The organism is Xanthomonas arboricola, assembly GCF_003353015.1.
Lineage (GTDB): Bacteria > Pseudomonadota > Gammaproteobacteria > Xanthomonadales > Xanthomonadaceae > Xanthomonas > Xanthomonas arboricola_E.
Window position 1 is genome coordinate 743546 of sequence record NZ_QREM01000007.1, and the last position, 18129, is coordinate 761674.

Sequence of the window (18129 nt, forward strand, 5' to 3'; positions counted from 1 at the left end):
CTACACCTGACGCAGCGCGTAGGTAAGCAGGGCAACATGGCGGTCCATGCGTTGATCACGCCGACTCCAGCACCCAGCACCCGAACGCGGGCCCGGCCGAGTAGCCGGTTTCCGGTTCGATGCGGATCTGCAGCGTGTCGCGGCCGGCGACCGCTGCGGGCATGGCGTAATCCACATCGACGAAGTCGAGGCCGCGGTTGCCGTCCAGGCGTTCGTTGGCGATGAGTTCGCCGTCGGCAAGGATGCGGAAGCGGCGGCGGGTTTCGTCGCCCCAGTAGCGCAGGCGCAGGATGCGGGCCCGGGTGGTGTTGCGCAGGGTGAAGGCGATGAAGCCGCCGGTGCGGGCGTCGCGGCCGGCGCGGCGGCGGTAGCTCAGTGCGTAGGAGCTTTCGCTGTGCAGGCCATGGGCCTTTTCGGACGCGTCGTCGCCCAGGGCGATGCGGTCCAGCGCGCGCGTGTCCAGCGCCTGTTGTTTCGCATCTGCTGCGGCCTGCTCGGCTCGGTGCTGTTGCCATGCAGCGGCATCGCGATGCTCCAGGTAGGGCGCGCTGCGGCGATCGAACTGGGCATAGAACGGCGAGAAGCGCCACTGCTGGTCGCCGTCGCGGTAGTCGAACGCGGCCTGGCCTGCCACCGGCTGCAGGCGCTGCAAGACCTCATCGCCGCCGATCAATGCCGGAGCGGTGCCCGACCAGGGTCTTGCCGCATCGCCCAGGTCGGCCGCCAGCACCAGCGGCCCGCGCAGCACCGAGACCCAGGCCGGGTCGTCCGGTGTGGTTTCCAGGCGCAGCGGCATCTGCAACGACAGGGTGAGCGTGTCGCCCGCGCGCCAGCGGCGGGTGATGCGCAGGTAGCCCTCGTTGACGGCGGCATCGACCGATTGGCCGTTGAGCTGCAGCTTCGGCGACTGCGCCCAGCCGGGCACGCGCAGTGCGAGCGTGCGTTGCTCGGCCGGGGCGGCATCGATGCGTAGCGAGGCGCTGCCCTGCTCGGGCATCGTGCTGTGCAGGGTCATGTCCAGCCCGGCGGCGTCGCGCACGCTGGAGGGCACATACAGGTTGACGTAGACGCCCTGCCCGTCCTGCCAATAGATCGAATCGCCGAACTGGGCGTGCGCCTCCATGCCGCTGCCGACGCAGCACCAGAAATCGTCGAACGGCGACGACCAAGCGCGCGCTTCGCCGGCCAGCATCGGTGTCATGTAGGTGAACATGCCGGTGCGCGGATGCTGCTGCGCCATCACGTGGTTGAGCAGCGTGCGCTCGTAGTAATCGAAGAACTCGGCCTGCGGGCCCCACTGGTACAGATGGCGGGTGAGCTTGAGCATGTTGTAGCTGGCGCAGTGCTCGCAGGTCTGCTCGGTGACAAACTTCGAGATGCTCTCCGGCTGCTGGAAGTACTCACGGTCGCCGTTGCCGCCGATCACGTAGGTATGGTGGTCGGTGACGGTGTGCCAGAAGAAGCGCGCCGCCGCGCCCGAAGCGGCATCGCCGGTGACCTCGTACTCGCGTGCCAGGCCGATCAGCTTGGGGATGTTGGTGTTGGAATGCTGGTGCACCAGCTCGTCGCGCTGGGCAATCAGCGGATCGAGCACGGCATGGTGGTGCAGGCGCTGGGCCAGCGCCAGCCATTGCGCATTGCCGGTGCGCACGTGCAGCTCGACGAAGGATTCGTTGAGGCCGCCGAATTCGCACGACAGCACCTTCTGCAGCTGGGCGTCGTCGAGTGCGGCGAAGACGCCTTGCAGATAGCCGGCCAGGCCGACCGCCACCTGCAGCGCCTGCGCATTGTCGCAATGCGCATGCACGTCGAGCAGGCCGGCAAACAGCTTGTGCCAGGTGTACAGCGGTGCCCAACTGCCATTGAGGTAGAACGGCGCCGGGTCGATCTTGCCGCGCTTGAGCTCATCGAACACCGCGCGGCCGCTTTCGATCTTGCCTGCGGCATTCTTGCGGGTGAAGCCGGCCACGTAACCATCGCCTGCGTGTGCCTGGCACCGCGCCAGCTCGCCCACCAGATAGGCTGCGCGTGCGCGGCATTGCGCATCGCCGGTCTGCGCATGCATCAGCGCCAGTGCGCTGAGATAGTGGCCCAGCGTATGCCCGGCGATGGTGTCTGCCTCCCAGCCGCCGTATGCCTTGGCCCTGGGATCGAGCCCTGCGTACAGCACGAAGTTGTGCAGCAGCCGGTCCGGCTCAAGCCGCATCAGATAGCGACGGTTGGTGTGCAGCGCATCCAGGAACAACGACGGCGTGAGCCGCACCTGCGCCAGCGGCACGGCGCGCACGCTGCCGGGTTGCGCGGCACTGGCCTGCGCCGGAAACCTGAGGAAACCCGCCGCAACCGCCAGGCTGCTCCAGGCCAGAAAACGGCGCCGCGACAGGTTCAACGCGTGGCCGGCAGCGTGCTCGGTATCGAAGGCATCGGTCATGGGATCAGCTTGGCTCCTGTCTGTGCGCGCAGACTGCGCGCACCGTGGCAACCCATGTCGGCAACCGCGATCAACGCGGCTGCCCGGGACGTACTCAGTGCGCGCGCCGGGATCAAGCGATACACGGCGGCGCGCTGAAGCGGTAGCGACGACACGACGGCGCTCAAAACGTCACCGTGGCTCGCGCCCAGTAGAACCGGCCCAGCAGATCGTAGGTGGCCACATCGGTATTGGCATTGCCGACGTTGTTGGAGTAATACAGCGGCGGCTGCTTGTTGGCGATATTGTCCACGCCCACTTCAAAACGCGTGTGCCACGGCGCGACGTTGTAGCCAAGCTGCAGGTTGTTGTAGACGTAGGCACCGATCTTGCGCACCACCATCGGTTCGCTGGAATCGGCCGACAGGCTCTGGTCCGGATCCGTGCTGCCGATGGCGGTGTGGCCGACATAGCGGATGCGCCAGGTGGCGCTCCAGTCGTCCAAGGCCCAGTTCAGCGTGCCCAGCGCGCGCCAGCGCGGGAAATTGCCGTAGGCCTGGGTGTAGCGGCCCACGTTGTGGATGGTGACCGAACTGGGGTCGGTGGTGTCGGGCAGCACGTCGTAGCGGGTGAGATAGGTGCCGTTGAGGCCGGCGCTGAGATTGCCCCAGGCGGTAGGCGGCGCGCGGTAGGTCAGGTTGACGTCCAGGCCCTTGGCCCACAGCTTGCCCAGGTTGACGGTGGGTTCGGCGATGTAGTTGATGGTGCCGTTGCCATTGCGATGGATCAGGGCGCAGAAGGCGCTGCCCGAATTGGCGAAACATTGATTGAGCACGGTCTGCGCCGACACCGTGGTGATGGTGTCTTCCAGGTCGATGCGCCACCAGTCCGCGCTCAGCGACAGGCCATCGATCCACTGCGGGTCGTAGACCAGCCCCACGTCGTAGGATTTGCCGGTTTCCGGCTTGAGCTGGTACCCGGCCACCACCGCGCCGGACACCTTGCCCGACACCTGGCCATCGGATTGCTGGTAGCTGCCGTCGATGGGCACATTGGCGCAGGCCACGGCGTTGCCGCCGGTGTAGCCGTTGCACGGATCGTTGACGGTGGCCGCATCGCCGGCCACGCCGGCGTACAGCTCGTTGATGTTGGGCGCGCGAAACACCTCCGACACCGTGCCGCGGACCAGCAGGTTCTCGATCGGGCGATACTCCAGCGCCACCTTGCTGTTGGTCTTGCTGCCGACCGAGCTGAAATCGGAAAAGCGCGTGCCCAGGGTGATGTTCAAGGCGTTGATGCCGGGCAGGTCCTTCAGCAGCGGGAACAGCGCTTCGGCATAGGCTTCCTTGACGTCGAAACTGCCGGCCAGGGTGGACGAACAGAATTCGATCACTCCGCACAGGCCGTTCTCATCGCCGGTCCACAGCGCGTCAGAGGCGGTGGTCGAGCGCTCCTTGCGATAGGAGACGCCGGTCGCCAGGCTGACCGTGCCGGCCGGCAGATCGAACAGCGAGCCGTTGGCATTGGCTTCGAACTGCTTGACCGTATAGACGCTGGTCACGATGGGGTTGACCACCATGCCCTGCAAGGTGGACAGGTTGGCGCTGTCGTTGAGGTTGAAGAAGTTCAGCGGCGTGCAGCCGGCGATCGCCGCGCCCGCGCTGCCGCACGTGACCACGCCATCGCTGTCCAGGAACGAGGAGCCGATGGCCTGATTGAACGCGGCATAGTCGAGAAAGCCGTTGTTGATCGACTTCTGCTTGACCTTGCCGTAGTTGAAGGTGGCATCCCATTGCCAGGAGCTGTCGCCGAAGCGGCCGCGCAGGCCGGGGCTGATCTGGAAGTTGTAGGTATTGTACTGATAGCTGCGATTGCCCAGCACGGTGGCGCGCGTGTTGAGGTCGTTGTAGGACGTGCCGGTGCCGCGATCGGTGCCGAAGTTCACCCCGAACGGGTTGTAGTAGCTCTGCGCCGACACCAGGATGTTGTCGCCGTTGGAGAAGATCGGAATCGGCGCGATGATCGAGGCGGATTCGGTTTTGCTGAACCAGGTGTTGACGTAGCCTTCGACGTTGTCGCTGAAGCGATAGCTGCCCAGCAGGAACGCGTTGGTGCGTTTTTGCGGGGTCTGCAGCAGGTTGAATGGCTGGTAGTTGTAGGAGTCGGCGCTGGCGTTGTAACAGTGGAAATCGCCCGGGCCGGCACGACCGCTGACGCCGCTGTTAAAGGTGACCCGCCCGCAACCGTTGGCCTGCGCCAGCTGCGCGGACTGATCCGAGCCATCGTTGAAATTCACGGTGCCGGTCGGCGTTGCGGACGAGCCCTGCTTCACCGGTTGCCCGTTGGTCAGTGCGAGCGCGTCCCTGGAATAGTCGCGCGCCGCTGCCGAGACCGGGTCGATGTTGTGATACGACAGCCCGCCGATCAGGCTGCCGCGCTCCCAGCTCCTGCCGGCGGTGAGGGTGAAGTTGCGGCGGTTGCCGTCGCGCTCGCTGCTGGTGCCGAAGTCGCTGCTGAACTGCACGCCATCGAACGTGCTGCGCAGGATGAAGTTGACCACGCCGCCGATGGCGTCGGAGCCATACACCGCAGAGGCGCCGTCGCTGAGCACTTCGATGCGCTCGATCATGCTGGACGGAATCGCGTTGACGTCGTTGTAGGCAAGCCGGATGCCGTTGACCAGCACCAGCGTGCGTTTGTCGCCCAGCCCGCGCAGCGAAATCGCCGACGCACCGGTGCCGCCGCCGTTGTTGGTGTACGGATTGGTGGCGTTGCCGGCGATCGATGGCAGCTCCTGCAGCAGATCGCCAACCGTGGCCTTGCCGGTCGCGGCGATCTGTTCCTGGCTGACCGTGACCACCGGATTGGCGGTTTCGGTATCCACGCGGCGCAGACGCGAGCCGGTGACGACCACGCTGTCCAGGGTTTGCGTCGCGTCGCCGCCGGGCGCCCGCTGCGCCTGCACCGGTAGCGCGGCACCTGCACAGAGCGCGAGGGACAAGGCGGTGGCGAGCACATGCGGGATCGGACGCGCAGCGGCAGCATGGGTGGAGGCGTAAGGCAACGGCGAGATCGGCATGCGGGACTCCTGGGGCAACTTGGGCGAACGATCGGCAACACAGGTCCGTGCCGGCGTGCGCCAGCCTCAGCGTGGGTCGGAACCTGGAGAGCGGTGATGCCGCCGCACGGCGTGTGCGACGCATGCGCGGCGGGTATGGTCGGCACCGTGCACGCGCACGTCCGCTAGCGGCCGTGTCGCACTGCGCAGTGTCGGATGGATGTCGTCACAGAGCGGTGTCGTTCGATGCGATCCGCTTTCATCAGCTGGTCACAATGTGCCTGTGCGCACGCGCGGCGTCTTGTCGCATTTGGCGAAAGCGCGTGCGGAAAATCGCATGATGGGTCGACGCCGGCGCTGGCTGCGCCGTGGTGCGTCACGCAGCGCACCGCCGGGCATGTCCGCGCCCGCATGCCCGGCCTTGTACGGGCATGCGTCGTCGGCCTGCGCACCGCCGCAGCGCTTGGCCGACACTGCGGTTTCCTGCACATCCCCGTCGCTGCCCAGATGCACCCGATGCACTCAATGCGGACAGCCTGCGCCGACCCGGTGCGGCGACGCCTGCTGCTGCCGGCCCGGGCATCGCATCGGTGCGCCGGAGCCGCATCGTCGCGTAGCCGCGCATGCCAGCGGCAGGGCTGCGCTGCGACCTGGTGCATGTTGCAGCTCCAGGTGCGGTGCAGGCCAGCGGTCGCCGCATAGGCCCGGCCGCTCATCGCCGCGCCCATCGACGACACGGCGCCGTGGATACCGACCTCGTACGCAGACTGCGCGGCCGCGGTGCGCTGCGAGCCGGGATCGATGCCCAGGATGCGGGTCATCGAGCGGCCGGAAATGGGGAGTCGGGAATGAGCCGCATGTTCCCTGCCAGCCCGTTGCCCTTCTCCGCCGGGAGCCACTGGTCAGCGGTGCGGCGTCGCGGTGCCGGTGTGCGGTCGCCGGCCTGCGCCCAGGGCAAGCCGGTTGCACCCGGATACACCGTGGTGCGTGCTGGCAAGGCGCGCCGCAACCGGCATTGACCAGGTCGGCAACACACACAAGCGGCGCGCCCGCTGCCGGCAGCTGCCCCGCGCCCGGCAACGATGGCCGCGTGGCTGCCAGGCGCTTCTGCTGCGCGCCTGGCGCGCCACGCGCAAGGCGCTGCGGCATGCTGCAGGCGTTCAGCCGGCCGGCAGCGTGGCACCGGTCCGGTTCCAGTCCGGCGTTGGTGCGTCGCGCATCCAGCGCACGAAGAAATCCAGCAGGCGGCGTTTGCCGTAGTCGCCGCCGGCGCCGTGGTCGCCGCCCGGCACCACCAGCAGATCGAAGTCCTTGCCGGCCTTGATCAGCCGATCGGCCACCTGAAAGGTGCTGGCCGGGTCGACATTCATGTCCATGTCACCGGTGACCAGCAGCAGATGGCCCTGCAGGCGCGCCGCGTTTTCCACGTTGGACGATTCGGCGTACCACGGCCCCACCGGCCAGCCCATCCATTGCTCGTTCCACCAGATCTTGTCCATGCGGTTGTCGTGGCAGCCGGAATTGGCGACACCTGCGACATAGAATTCCGGATGGAACAGCAGCGCGCCCAAGGCGTTCTGCCCGCCGGCCGAGGTGCCGAACACGCCGATGCCGCCGTCGATGTCGTACCAGGGATACTGCGCGGCGGCGGCAGTGTGCCAGGCGATACGATCGGGCAGGCCGGCATCCTTGAGATTGCGCCAGGCCACATCATGGAAGGCGCGCGAACGGTTGTTGGTGCCCATGCCATCGATCTGCGCCACCGCAAAACCCATTGCGGTCAACGCTGGCGTGCGCGCGGTGAAGGTCTTGGGCACGAACGACCCCTGCGGGCCCGCGTAGATGTCTTCGATCACGCGATAGCGCTGCTGCGGGTCGAGCTGCTGCGGGCGATGGATCACGCCCCAGATCTCGGTCTTGCCATCGCGCCCGACGCTGTGGAACGGCAGCGGCGGCTGCCAGCCGCTGGCCAGCAGTCGGCTCAGGTCGGTGCGCTCCACCGTCTTGGCCAGTGCGCCATCGGTGCTGCGGCGCAGCTCCAGCACCGGGCCCAGATCCACGCGCGAATACAGGTCCACGAACCACTTGCCATCCGGCGAATAGCTCACCTGATGATCCGCTTGCAGCGGCGTGAGCGCAGTCAGGCCGGTGCCGTCCAGGCCGATGCGGTACGCGTGCCGGTAGTACGGGTCTTCGCCGGGCTGCATGCCCGAGGCGGTGAAGTACACCTGCCCGGTGGCCTCGTCGACCCGGTCGATCTTGCGCACCACCCACTGCCCGCGCGTGACCTGCCGGATCACCTCGCCGCGCTGGCCATCGTAGAGATACAGGTGCTCCCAGCCGTCGCGCTCGGACGCCCACAGGATCTGCCGGCCATCGGCCAGGTCCTCACGCGCATACTTGCCGCCGTCCTCGTGGTCGCCACTGAGCGGGGAGTATTCGATGAAGGTGGGCGAGGTCTCCTCGATCAGCGTGCGCGCCTGTGCCGTGCGCGCATCCACTTCGATGACGCGGTACAGCTGATGCCCGCGTGCGTTGTATTCGAAGGTGACGCCGCGGCTGTCTTTCCACCACTGCAGGTCGCCAAGGGTGAAGGCGTTGGGCAGCAGCGTCATCGCCACCGGGTGCGCGGCGCGGGTGGCGATGTCGAACAACACCGGTTGCATCACCGGCAAGGGGTCGCCGGCCTTGGGATAGACCTGCTGATGCAGCCTGGGTTGGACGCGATCGGCCGGCGCGGACTCGATGTAGTACACCATGTGCGGCGGTGGCGATTTGACCCGGTACGCGGCCAGATGCTGCGAATCCGGCGACCACGCCACGCTGTCCATGGCGTAGTAGTCATCGGCGCTGCCATCGTGGCTGAGCACGCTGCGCGCGCCACCGCCCGCCGGCGCCATCACCAGGTTGCCCTGCTCCACCCACGCGCGCCAACGTCCATCCGGCGATACCTTGGCAGCGGCCTCGCCCTGCTTGAGCGGCATGCGCGGGTCCATCGTCTGCGGCGGCGCGTCGCGCTCTGGCAGGTGCTCGCAGCGATAGCGCAGCAGATCGCATTGCCAGCCCAGCCTTGCCAATTGAAAGCGCAGGCGCTGCTGCTCTAGGGTCGGCCACCGGAGCGTCAATTCCGCGGCATCGACGCCTTGCGCACCGGCCTGTGTCAGCGCCGCTGCCAGGCGCGCATGATCGAACGCCAGCGTGTTGCGGCCGCTGGCCGCATCCACCAGCCGGTATTCGACGGCCGGCAACCGATCGGTGCGTGCCACCTTGCGTTGATACAGAAAATGCCCGGCATCGACCCATACCGGCAGCAGCGGTTCGTGATCCACCAGCGATTCGTAGTGATCGGCCAGGCCCAGCGCCTGGGTGTACTGCGCGGCGGTGGGCGGCGCAGCCGCGTGGCCGGGGCCTGGCCACAGTGCCATGCTCAAACAGCAGGCGGAGAGGTTGCGGAGATGACGAAAGAAGGCGGATGGCACGTGCGTCCTCGCAGAAGGGGCGGTGATGGAGCGGCTTGCGCTCAGGGCGCGTCGCAGCGTGCGGCATCGGCGGCGCTGGCGGCTGGCAGACGCTGCGCTTGCGGGGCCAGAACTTCCCATTCCTGCACGGCGAGCGCGGCATGCCGGGTGCCGGCGCCGGACGCGTCCAGCACCACCCGCACGCAACGCGTGGTCACCGGCGCGAACGACACCGCCTGGTAGCGATCGGTGCGCGTGCGGTAGCGCTCGCGGGTTTGCACCGGCTGCCACTGTCCGCCCTGGCGTGCCTCCAGGTGCCAGTGCGCCGGCGGGGCCACGCCGGTTGTGGCGCCGGCTGGCTGGTCGGCCCAGAACACGATGCGGGTGCGATCCAGCGTGACCGGCCGCGTCCAGCTGTATTGAAGCCATTGCTGCGGCGGGTTGTGTGGCGTCCAGCTTCCCCAGAGTTGCGGCGGCAGCGGGTTGGCCTTGACGATGCCGTCGTTGAGCGCGCCCATCCAGTACTGCACCGGGATCTGCGGCCCGTTGGATGCGCTGGCATGGGCCGAGGGCGCCTGGTTGCGGCGCGGCGGCGCCGACGGCAGCGGACGGCGGGTTGGCACGACGGTGCGGATGCGGGCCGGCTGCGTGCTGTCGTCCCAGTCCAGGCGATCGATCGCCACGCTGCGGCGGAAATGCCCGCCGCCGGCCGCGTCGGCAGTGTGATAGACCAGGTACCACTGCCCATGGAAGGCGACGATGCCCGGATGCGCGGTCGTCGAGGACACCGGCGGCAACACGATGCCACGGTAGGTCCATGGCCCCAGCGGCGTGGGCGCGCTCGCGTAGGCGATGCACGCGTGATACAGCGTGGGCGTGCACGCCGAGCCGCGGCCGGCGTTGTTGGCCGCATACGCCAGGTAATACGTGCCGTTGCGTTTGAACAGCCAGGGCGCCTCGAAATAGCCGTCCGGTGTCTGCACCCGCACCGGTGTTGCCTTGAAGGTCACCATGTCGCGCTGCAGCTCGACGCCATACAGCGCGCCGAACGTGCCCCAGTACAGATACACACGCCCGTCGTCGTCGGCCAGCACGGTGGGGTCGATGTTCTGGATGGTGTTGCGGGCAGGCACCGACTGCGACACCACCGGGCCTTGCGGATGCGCGTCGGTCCATGGCCCGAGCGGGCTGTCGGCCACCGCCACGCCGATCGCGAACGGATCGGGGTTGGGCGAGTTGCGTTGCTGCACCGGTGCATACAGGTAGTAGCGCCGATCCGGGCCCTGCACGATCTGTGCGGCGTAGGCATGGCGCCTGCGGGCCCAGGCGAACACCTGTCGCGGTCGCAGCACGTCGCGGTAGTGCGTCCACTCGCCGCTGGCCGGCTCGGCGCTGACGAACGCCTGCCAGCCCGGCATCACGAAGGCATTGCGGTTGGCGGCGGCGCTATCGCGCCCGGCGATGATGTACAGCTTGCCGTCGGCCACCAGCGGAGCCGGGTCTGCCGAGTATTCGCTGCCGTCGGCGAGGATCGGGTTGCCCGGCACGTGCAGGTGCGCGCCCCGCGGCGGCAGCACCGCACAGGACGCGACGCTGCCCAGCGCCACGTTGCACGCCAGGGCACATGCGCGGGCGAGCGTGCGCGTCATGGCGTGGGTGCCGTGATCTGCAGGGTGAGCGGCACCGCAACCTGCCCGGTGGGCGCACGCCCCTGCGCCGTGCCGCTGAGCACGATCGAACCTTGCTGCGCATAGCGCGCCGGCGCGAGCAGCGGCCACTGCACCGGCAGCCGCTCGCGCGAGCCGTCGTTGTACTGCACGCTGACAAAGCCCGGCAGCGTGGGCGGCTGTCCCGGCGCGGCCGTCACCACCGGCAATGCCTGCACGGTGGTGATCTGGCCCGGCGGGCTTGCACGCACCCAGATGCTGGCCTTGACCGGCAACACACCTGCCAGCAGGCCCTGCAGCTCCACCCTGCCCTCGCTGGCGAGCTTGCTCGGCGGCACCTCCGGCCATTGCACCGCCATCGGCAACACGCTGCCGTCGGCGAAGAACGCGGTGACGGTCTGCGGCAGCGCGGGGCGCTGACCGGGCGCGGTGCGCAGGTCGATGTCTTCCAGCTGCCTGGGCAGCTCCGATGCTACCTGCCACTCGTCCACGCCCAGTGCCAGGCGTCCACGCGGCGTGGCCTGCGTCGTCAGCACCGCACGCAGGCCGGTGGTCACGATCGGCGCAAACATGGCGGTGCTGGCCGCGCCGTGTGCAGCGACCGGGTAGCCGCCGGGGCTGGCGATGTCCTGCCAGCGGCCGTCGCGCAATGCCTGCAACTTCCAGCCCGTCGGGGGTGCGACACCGCCCTCGGGCTGGTCGTCCCACAGCAACAGCGCACTGGAGGACACGCGCACCGGCAGCGGCCAGCGGTACTGCAGCCATACCGACGCAGGCTGCGCGCGGCCGTAGCTGCCCCAGCGACGCGCGTTGCCCGGCATGCTCCCGGCAGCCGGAACGAAGCCGTCGTTGAGCGCCTGCACGCGATGATGCGCGGCAGTGACCTCGGCGCTGGCCGTCGCCACCCCCTGCAATGCAATCCACTGCAGCGCTGGCGCTGCGGGCGCGTCCACCGCGACGTCGGCGTGAGCGCGCTCGGTGCCGTCGCTGGCGGTCAAACGCAGCGTGTAGTGCCCGGCGCGGGTAAAGCGCACCGATGTCTGCAGCGCGGCGGAATCGGCAAACACCGCATCACCGCCATCCGGCCCCTGCCACACCTCCCAATGCAGCTGCAGCGGCGCAGCGGACCGCCCATCGGCACCTATGCGGCCACGGACCACAACGTGCCCGGCCGCTGCCGGGTCGTCCAGTTGCCAGGCCTGCACCTGCACGCCCGCCTGCGGCGAGCCGGCGCCGTCCACGGCGGGCGGCGCCGCGCCAGTGTGGAACAGCTGCAGCTCCTTGATGCCGGTGCGTGCATCGCCCGCATGGCTGACGACCACGCGCAGCCGTTGCGCACGGATCGCCGGAAAGCGCACACGGTTGCGGTTGCCCGCGGCAAACGGCAGGTCGCGCACCTGGCCTGGCACCGTCTTCCAGTCCCCGTCGCGGAAATACTGCAGGGTGTAGCTCCAGGGCGCGGCATAGCCGGCACGCGTGCCGGAGGGAAAGCCGTGCTGGGTACCCTCCGGCGAGGAGCTTCGGTAGACATACAGCACCAGTTGATCGACCAGCTGCGGGCTGCCCAGGTCCAGCGCGATCCAGTCGCTGCGCGCCGGCGAGCCGCGCGTGCCCCAGAACGGCGCGCTGGCGGTGCTGCCATCCACTGCCGCGGCGGCGGCGTACCCGGGCGTGGCGAAGCTGGCGACAACGGCCGCACCCTGGGCCAGGTTGCGGCTCGCCGCGCCGGCCAGCGTCACATCCACCCCGGCCTTGGCCAGGATCTGCGCGGTGCGCGCGTCGGCGGCAACCGGCACCTGGGTGATCGAGGCGATCTGCGCGGGATGCGATTCCAGCACCCGTGCAGGCCCCTCAGGATTGACTGCGTCCGGCGCCGCGCTTACCTGCCCGCTGGCCGGGTCGTAGATGACGTGCGCCAGACGATCGACGCGAAACGCAAGCTGGCCATCCAGGTAAACGCCGTACCCCTTGCCGACGTTGCCGCCGTAATGCGTCCCGTCGCGGTCCCAGACGATGCTCAGGTTGCGGCCGCGGTAACGCAGGTTGTCGGCGGCAAAATGCTCCCAGCCGATCGCGATCGGATACAGCTCGATCTTGCTGTCGCTGCGCGGACGCAGGCCCATCGCGTCTTCGATCATGCTGAAGTTGGTCGCGCCCAGTTGGGTATGGTGGATCCATGAGCGGTAGCCGATGCTGCCGCCCGCAGCGGCGCTGCCCCGGGCCCAGAACTCGTTCTGGTCCGGGTAGCGGTTGTCGCCGTCGATGTAGGTCGCCCATGCATTCCAGTACAGCAGGCTGCGGTAGCTGCGCGCGCTCAGATACGGGCTGGGATACGTGCGCAGGGCGGTGCCCAGCAGGCGCAATCCCACGGTCGCATTGATGGTGGAAAAATTGTTGCTGCCGGCAGCGGCGCCGCTGCCGCGCGCCTTCAGGTCGACCTGGTTTGCGGTATAGAACGGAAACAGCGGGTACTGCGCCGCATCGGCGAACAGCCGCAACGCCCGCACGTAGCTGGGGTCGTCATCGGCATCGCCCCGCTTGGGCATCAGGCCGACGCTGAAGGGGTAGTAGTTGTTGGTCTCCTTCCAGTCCACCGGCAGGCGCGCGCCCCCGGCCTGGCGATGCTTGAGCAGATCGCCGTGCAGGCCCACCGAATCGGCATGCGCGCCATGGCCCTGCCACAACACGGCGAGCACTGCCTTGCGGATGCGTTGCGCGGTGGCCTGCATGCGGTGCGCGGTCGCGGTGTCGCCGGCCAGTGCGGCAGCTTCGGCGGCAGCCTGCGCGTTGGCATACACATAGGCGCTTTCGGTGCGGTCCATGCGGATGCCGCCATGCCGCCTGGCCCAATCGAACGACACCGCATCGGCGTCGTTGCCGGTCATCGCCGCCCACTCGTATTCGATCAGGCCGTTGTGGTTGAGATCGTAGGCGGCCAGCAGCCCGTCCACGTCGCCGCTGCCGTAACGCGCCAGCTTGGCTGCCAATGCCGCCGGGCCGCCATGCACCTGCAGCGATCGCCATGCGGCCGCGGTGATGTACTGCGCGTAGGAGTTGGACCAGTGTTCCGGCGAACCCGGGTTGTCGGTGTACTTGCCCCCGCCAGCGGTTTCGCCGGCGCTGAGCCAGCTGCCGTAGGCATAGAGCGGATCGCGCAGGTATTTCAGGTCGTCCACGAACATGCCGGTGGTCAGCACGATGGCGTTGTTGTAGCCCAGCACCCCTTCGATGGCGACCGGGAACTGGTAGTCGTTGCCCGGCACGTTGGCATCGAGCAGGTTGAAGCGCAGCAGCCACCAGCGATAGAACAGGCTCTTGGTGATGTTTTCGTCCGGCGTTTCCAGATACGGCACGTTGTCCACCCACCAGCGGTTGTAGCTGGCAACGTGGTGCCGATAGGCCTGTTGCGGCGATTGCGCCGCGATCTGCCGGTAGTCGGCGCGTGCTTCGGGCAGCTCGTCGGTCAGCAGACCCAGTTGCAGCTTGATCGCCGGCGTCTTGCCAACCGCCGGCACGGCCACCTCGCGCACCAGGCGCTGGCCCTCGACCCGGAACCCGTCGCCGGACAGGCGCGGGAATACCGTGGTGATGGCGTTGTAGGCATCGAACGCGCCGGTCAGCTCGTCACCGTCGGCGTGCTGCGCCATCGGCGAGCGTGCCTGGACCGACAGCGTATGCGCCGCACCGTCCAGACTGGACAGCACGATGCTGGCCACCGCCACGTTCTGCTCGGTGATGTACTTGACCAGGTGCATCCGCACGCCGGCAGCCGCATCTTCGAACACCGTGCTGAAATAGCTGGGCGTCTGCCGCCGCTGCTGCGCACGCTCGGTCCAGTGCACAGGCGCGCTGCCCTGGGTGGATTCGATACGGAACAACGCGTCGTAATCGGTGGCATGCCAATAGGCGGCCTGCCCGACGAAGCCGGGCAGCTCCGGCAGATGCGCCGACAGATAGGCCGCGCGGCCGCGCGTGAACAGCCAGTTGTTGGTCTCCTCCGCACCACCGGCGCTGCCCTCGCGCACCAGCATGCGATCGATCCAGAAATCCTGCCCGGGCGCCTGCCCCGCGCCATGGTCAAGGTCGGCGGCGTAGATGCGGGCCAGCTGCCCGCCGGGTGCGAAGGCCACGCCGGTGTCCGGCACCGGATGCGCCAGCCCGCGAAACTGCGGCGCACCGATCGCCGCGTTGGCGATGGCCGGTGGCGGCTCGATCGCCTGTGTGGCGGTGGCCGCGCAGGCGATCGACAGGCTGGCCATTCCGCACAGTGCGGCGGCGACCCGGCAGCGCAGCGCGGCGATGCCGCGCCGCTGCAGGCGTCGCCCTGGCTGCAGGTGATGGCTCAGCATGCCGCGCTGCCCCGGTGGACACTGCCGACGCACCGGCGCAAGGCCCCTCGCCGCTCACGCACCAGCGCCACCCATCCGGCGGCGTGGCGGCAGGCCACTGCCCGCGCGCGGCCACGCAGGCGGGCACCACCGCCCATGCACTGGATGCACGGCCACCGCGCCGGCCGGCTGCGTCGCAGCGCCGGTGCGCCGTGGCGGAGCAGCGGCGAGGACGGCGTGGCCGCATGCGCATCGCCGGCACGGGCAGCACCCGCGCACCCATCGACGCCCGTCAAAACTCCACCCGCAGCCGGCTCCAGAAATAGCGGCCCAGGGTGTCGTAGGTGGTCGCCTCGGTATTGGCCGCGTTGGAATAGCTGTAGAAACGCGGCGGCGCGCGGTTGCCCAGGTTATCCACGCCCACCGCCAGCGTGCCGTGCACGGCCGCGATCTTCCGGCTCAGCGAGGCGTCGTGGTACACCATCGAGCCGATCGGAAAATAGCGGCAACTGCCATCGGCATTGGTGTCGGCACAGAATGCCTCGTACCGGCTGCCGTTGACGGTGCGCCCCAGATAGCGGGTAGTCCAGCTCGCGTGCCACGGGCCCCTGTCCCAGGCCAGGTTGGCCACCGCCCGCCAGCGCGGCATGTTGCCCCAGCTGGAGTTTTCGCCGACGTAGTTGTGCGCGTCGCCAGCAAAGCGATAGCGGGAGAAGAACGTTGCATCCAGCCCGGCCGACAGGTCGCCCCAGGCGGCCTCGGTCAGCGTGTAGTGGAGGCCGGCGTCGTAGCCGCGAATATCGACCTTGCCGCTGTTGTAGGCGAACGGCACCGACACCCGGGTCAGCTGGCCGGACGCATCGCGCTGGATCAACGGGCAGAGCGCAGCATCGCGTGCGTCGAAGCAATCGCTGACCACCTGTTGCAGGCCGATCCCGCTCAGCATGTCGTCCAGCACCACGCGCCAGCTGTCCACGTTGAGCGACAGCCCACGCACCGCTTCCGGGTCGTACACCAGGCCGACATTGTAGGAACGGCCGCGTTCGGGCTTGAGCCGGAAGCCGAGATTGTTGGCACCGGAGGTGACCACGTTGAACTGCGCGGTGTTGGTGAAGCTGCCATCGTTGGGCACGTTGGCGCAGGCCGGATTGCCGGGGCCTGCGTAGCCATCGCACGGGTCCTGGAAATCGCCGGTGGTGTCGACCACCGCGTTGTACGGCGAACCGTAGAGATCGCCCAGCGCCGGTGCGCGAAACACCTGCGAGCCGGTGGCACGCAGCAGTAGGTTGGCGATCGGCCGCCACTCGATCGCCACCTTGCTGTTGGTCGTGCTGCCCCAGGCATCGTAGTTGGAATAGCGCGAGCCCAGATTGAGATTCAGGCTGCTGGTAAACGGCACATCCTTGAGCAACGGCAGCAGCAGCTCGGCGTAGGCCTCGCGTACCGATTCCTCGCGCCCCTGCTGGAGGATGCAGCCATCGTTGTAATCGCAGTTGCCGTCGGCGTCGGCAGCGGCCACGTCGCTGCTGGTGCCCTGGGCAAACCTGTTGGTGCGGTAGACCAGCCCCACTGCCGCCTGCACGGCGCCGGCCGGCAGCGGGAACAGGTCGCCATTGGCGCTGATGTCGACAAACCGCATCTGGCTTTCGTCGATCAGGTCCACCGCCCGCTGGGTGCCGCGTAACGCGGCAATGGTGGCCGGGTCGTCGGGGTTGAAGATGTTGATCGGCGTGCAGCCGGCAATCACTGCGCCTGGCGCACCACACCTGACCACGCCATCACTGTCCAGGAACGAGGCGCCCACCGCAGCGTTCAATGCCGAGGTCACCGAAAAGCCGGTGCGCACCAAGGTGTCCTTGTAGCGCGCGTAGCCGGCCGCTGCGTCCCATTGCCAGCTGCTGCCCTCCACCCGCCCACGCACCCCGGCCACGAGGTTGGTCTGGAACATGGTGGCGGTATAGACGCGCGTGTTGGCTTGGGTGGAACGCAGCAGATAGCGGTCCAGCTGGTCGCCGAACGGGTTGTAGTAGTTGTCCACCGCATCCTGCATCTCCATGCCGAACGCATCCAGCCGCGAAGTGGTCTTGCTGCGCGTCCAGAACACGTCCATGTAACCCTGCACGGCAGGAGTGACGTCGAAACTGCCGTGCAGCGAAGCGTTGGTGCGCTCGATCGGGGTGATCAGGTATTGCGCGTCGTAGGCGTTGTAGCTGTCGGTCGCGCGTTGATAGGGGCGAAAGGCCTGCGCGTCCACCGGGCCGGGCGCCACGCCGTCCACCGGCGTCACCACGCGCCCATCGGTCAGCAGCGCACGCGTATTTCCGCCGCGGATTTCACTGACCTGCCCATCGAGAAACTCCACCGCCTTGGCCGCGTAGCTGCGGTCGCGGTTGAAGACCGGATTCATCGAATTGCGACTGAGCCCCAGAATCAGCCCGCCGCGGTCCCAGCTCCTGCCCCATTCCAGCCCCAGCGTGCGTTTGTTGGCATCGCCGTGGGTACTCTGTGCGTAGTCGACGGTGGCGGCAACCCCGTCGTACTTGTCCTTGAGAATGATGTTGACCACGCCGCCGATCGCATCGGACCCATAGACCGACGATGCACCGTCGGTCAGCACCTCCACCCGCTCCACCATGGCCGCAGGAATCGCATTGACATCCACGCCCGGGGCCGAAGCCACGCTGCTGGCGGGGCCGGCCATGCGATGCCCGTTGACCAGCACCAGGGTGCGCTCCGGGCCCAGGTTACGCAGCGACACCAAGGCGCGGCCATGGCTGAAGCCGGAGTTGAGCGCCGGACCGGGCATGAACCCGGCCATGGCCGGCATCTGCTGCAGCAGCCGGCCAAGCGTGCTCTGGCCGCTGTCTTCGATGCGCTGCCGATCGATGACGATCACCGGGCTGGCAGTTTCGGCATCCACACGCCGCAAATGGGTACCGGTGACATTGATCTGTTCCAGCGTCTGCGGGGCGCTGCCTGCGTCGGCCAGCTGCTGCGCTGCCGCCGGCACGGTGGCCAGCACCAGGACCAGCACGATGGCGTTGCGCAAGGACGTGGGTTGCAAACGACGGCACGACGACGAAATCACGGAGCGGCTCGACGACATCGGAAGTCCTTGTGCTTGAACAGGGCAACGGCTCATCCAGCGCGCACGGCCAGGCCGCACCGCATTGGCGCCAGCGGAAAGAGATCACGACAAAAAAACGGC

Annotated in this window: 7 protein-coding genes; all 7 read right to left on the bottom strand. The window is 68.1% G+C overall.

Features of this window, described 5'->3' with window-relative positions:
* Positions 1-55 precede the first annotated feature (55 nt).
* The 7 genes from C0541_RS06670 to C0541_RS06700 all read right to left on the bottom strand — a co-directional run bounded on the left by C0541_RS06670 (position 56) and on the right by C0541_RS06700 (position 18027).
* On the bottom strand, positions 56-2431 hold the full coding sequence (locus C0541_RS06670; protein WP_115046856.1) for a glycoside hydrolase family 127 protein: 2376 nt from the start codon (positions 2429-2431) through the stop codon (positions 56-58).
* Positions 2432-2594: 163 nt separating this feature from the next.
* Complete coding sequence (locus C0541_RS06675; RefSeq protein ID WP_115046858.1) at positions 2595-5489, bottom strand: TonB-dependent receptor domain-containing protein; 2895 nt, start codon at positions 5487-5489, stop codon at positions 2595-2597.
* Positions 5490-5738: 249 nt separating this feature from the next.
* Positions 5739-5942: a hypothetical protein gene (locus C0541_RS21015; RefSeq protein WP_153064963.1), complete on the bottom strand. Its 204-nt coding sequence runs from the start codon at positions 5940-5942 to the stop codon at positions 5739-5741.
* 686 nt (positions 5943-6628) lie between these two features.
* A complete protein-coding gene (locus C0541_RS06685; RefSeq protein ID WP_115046862.1) occupies positions 6629-8893 on the bottom strand; it encodes a S9 family peptidase in 2265 nt (754 codons plus the stop codon).
* 95 nt (positions 8894-8988) lie between these two features.
* Positions 8989-10575, bottom strand: coding sequence for a family 43 glycosylhydrolase (locus C0541_RS06690; RefSeq protein ID WP_115046864.1), 1587 nt, complete (start codon positions 10573-10575; stop codon positions 8989-8991).
* The gene (locus C0541_RS06695) at positions 10572-14942 is read right to left on the bottom strand and encodes an Ig-like domain-containing protein (RefSeq protein WP_115046867.1); all 4371 of its coding nucleotides are present in this window, start codon (positions 14940-14942) and stop codon (positions 10572-10574) included. The genes C0541_RS06690 and C0541_RS06695 overlap by 4 nt, the downstream gene beginning before the upstream one ends.
* Positions 14943-15213: 271 nt before the next feature.
* Complete coding sequence (locus C0541_RS06700) at positions 15214-18027, bottom strand: TonB-dependent receptor plug domain-containing protein (RefSeq protein ID WP_115046869.1); 2814 nt, start codon at positions 18025-18027, stop codon at positions 15214-15216.
* Positions 18028-18129 lie beyond the last annotated feature (102 nt).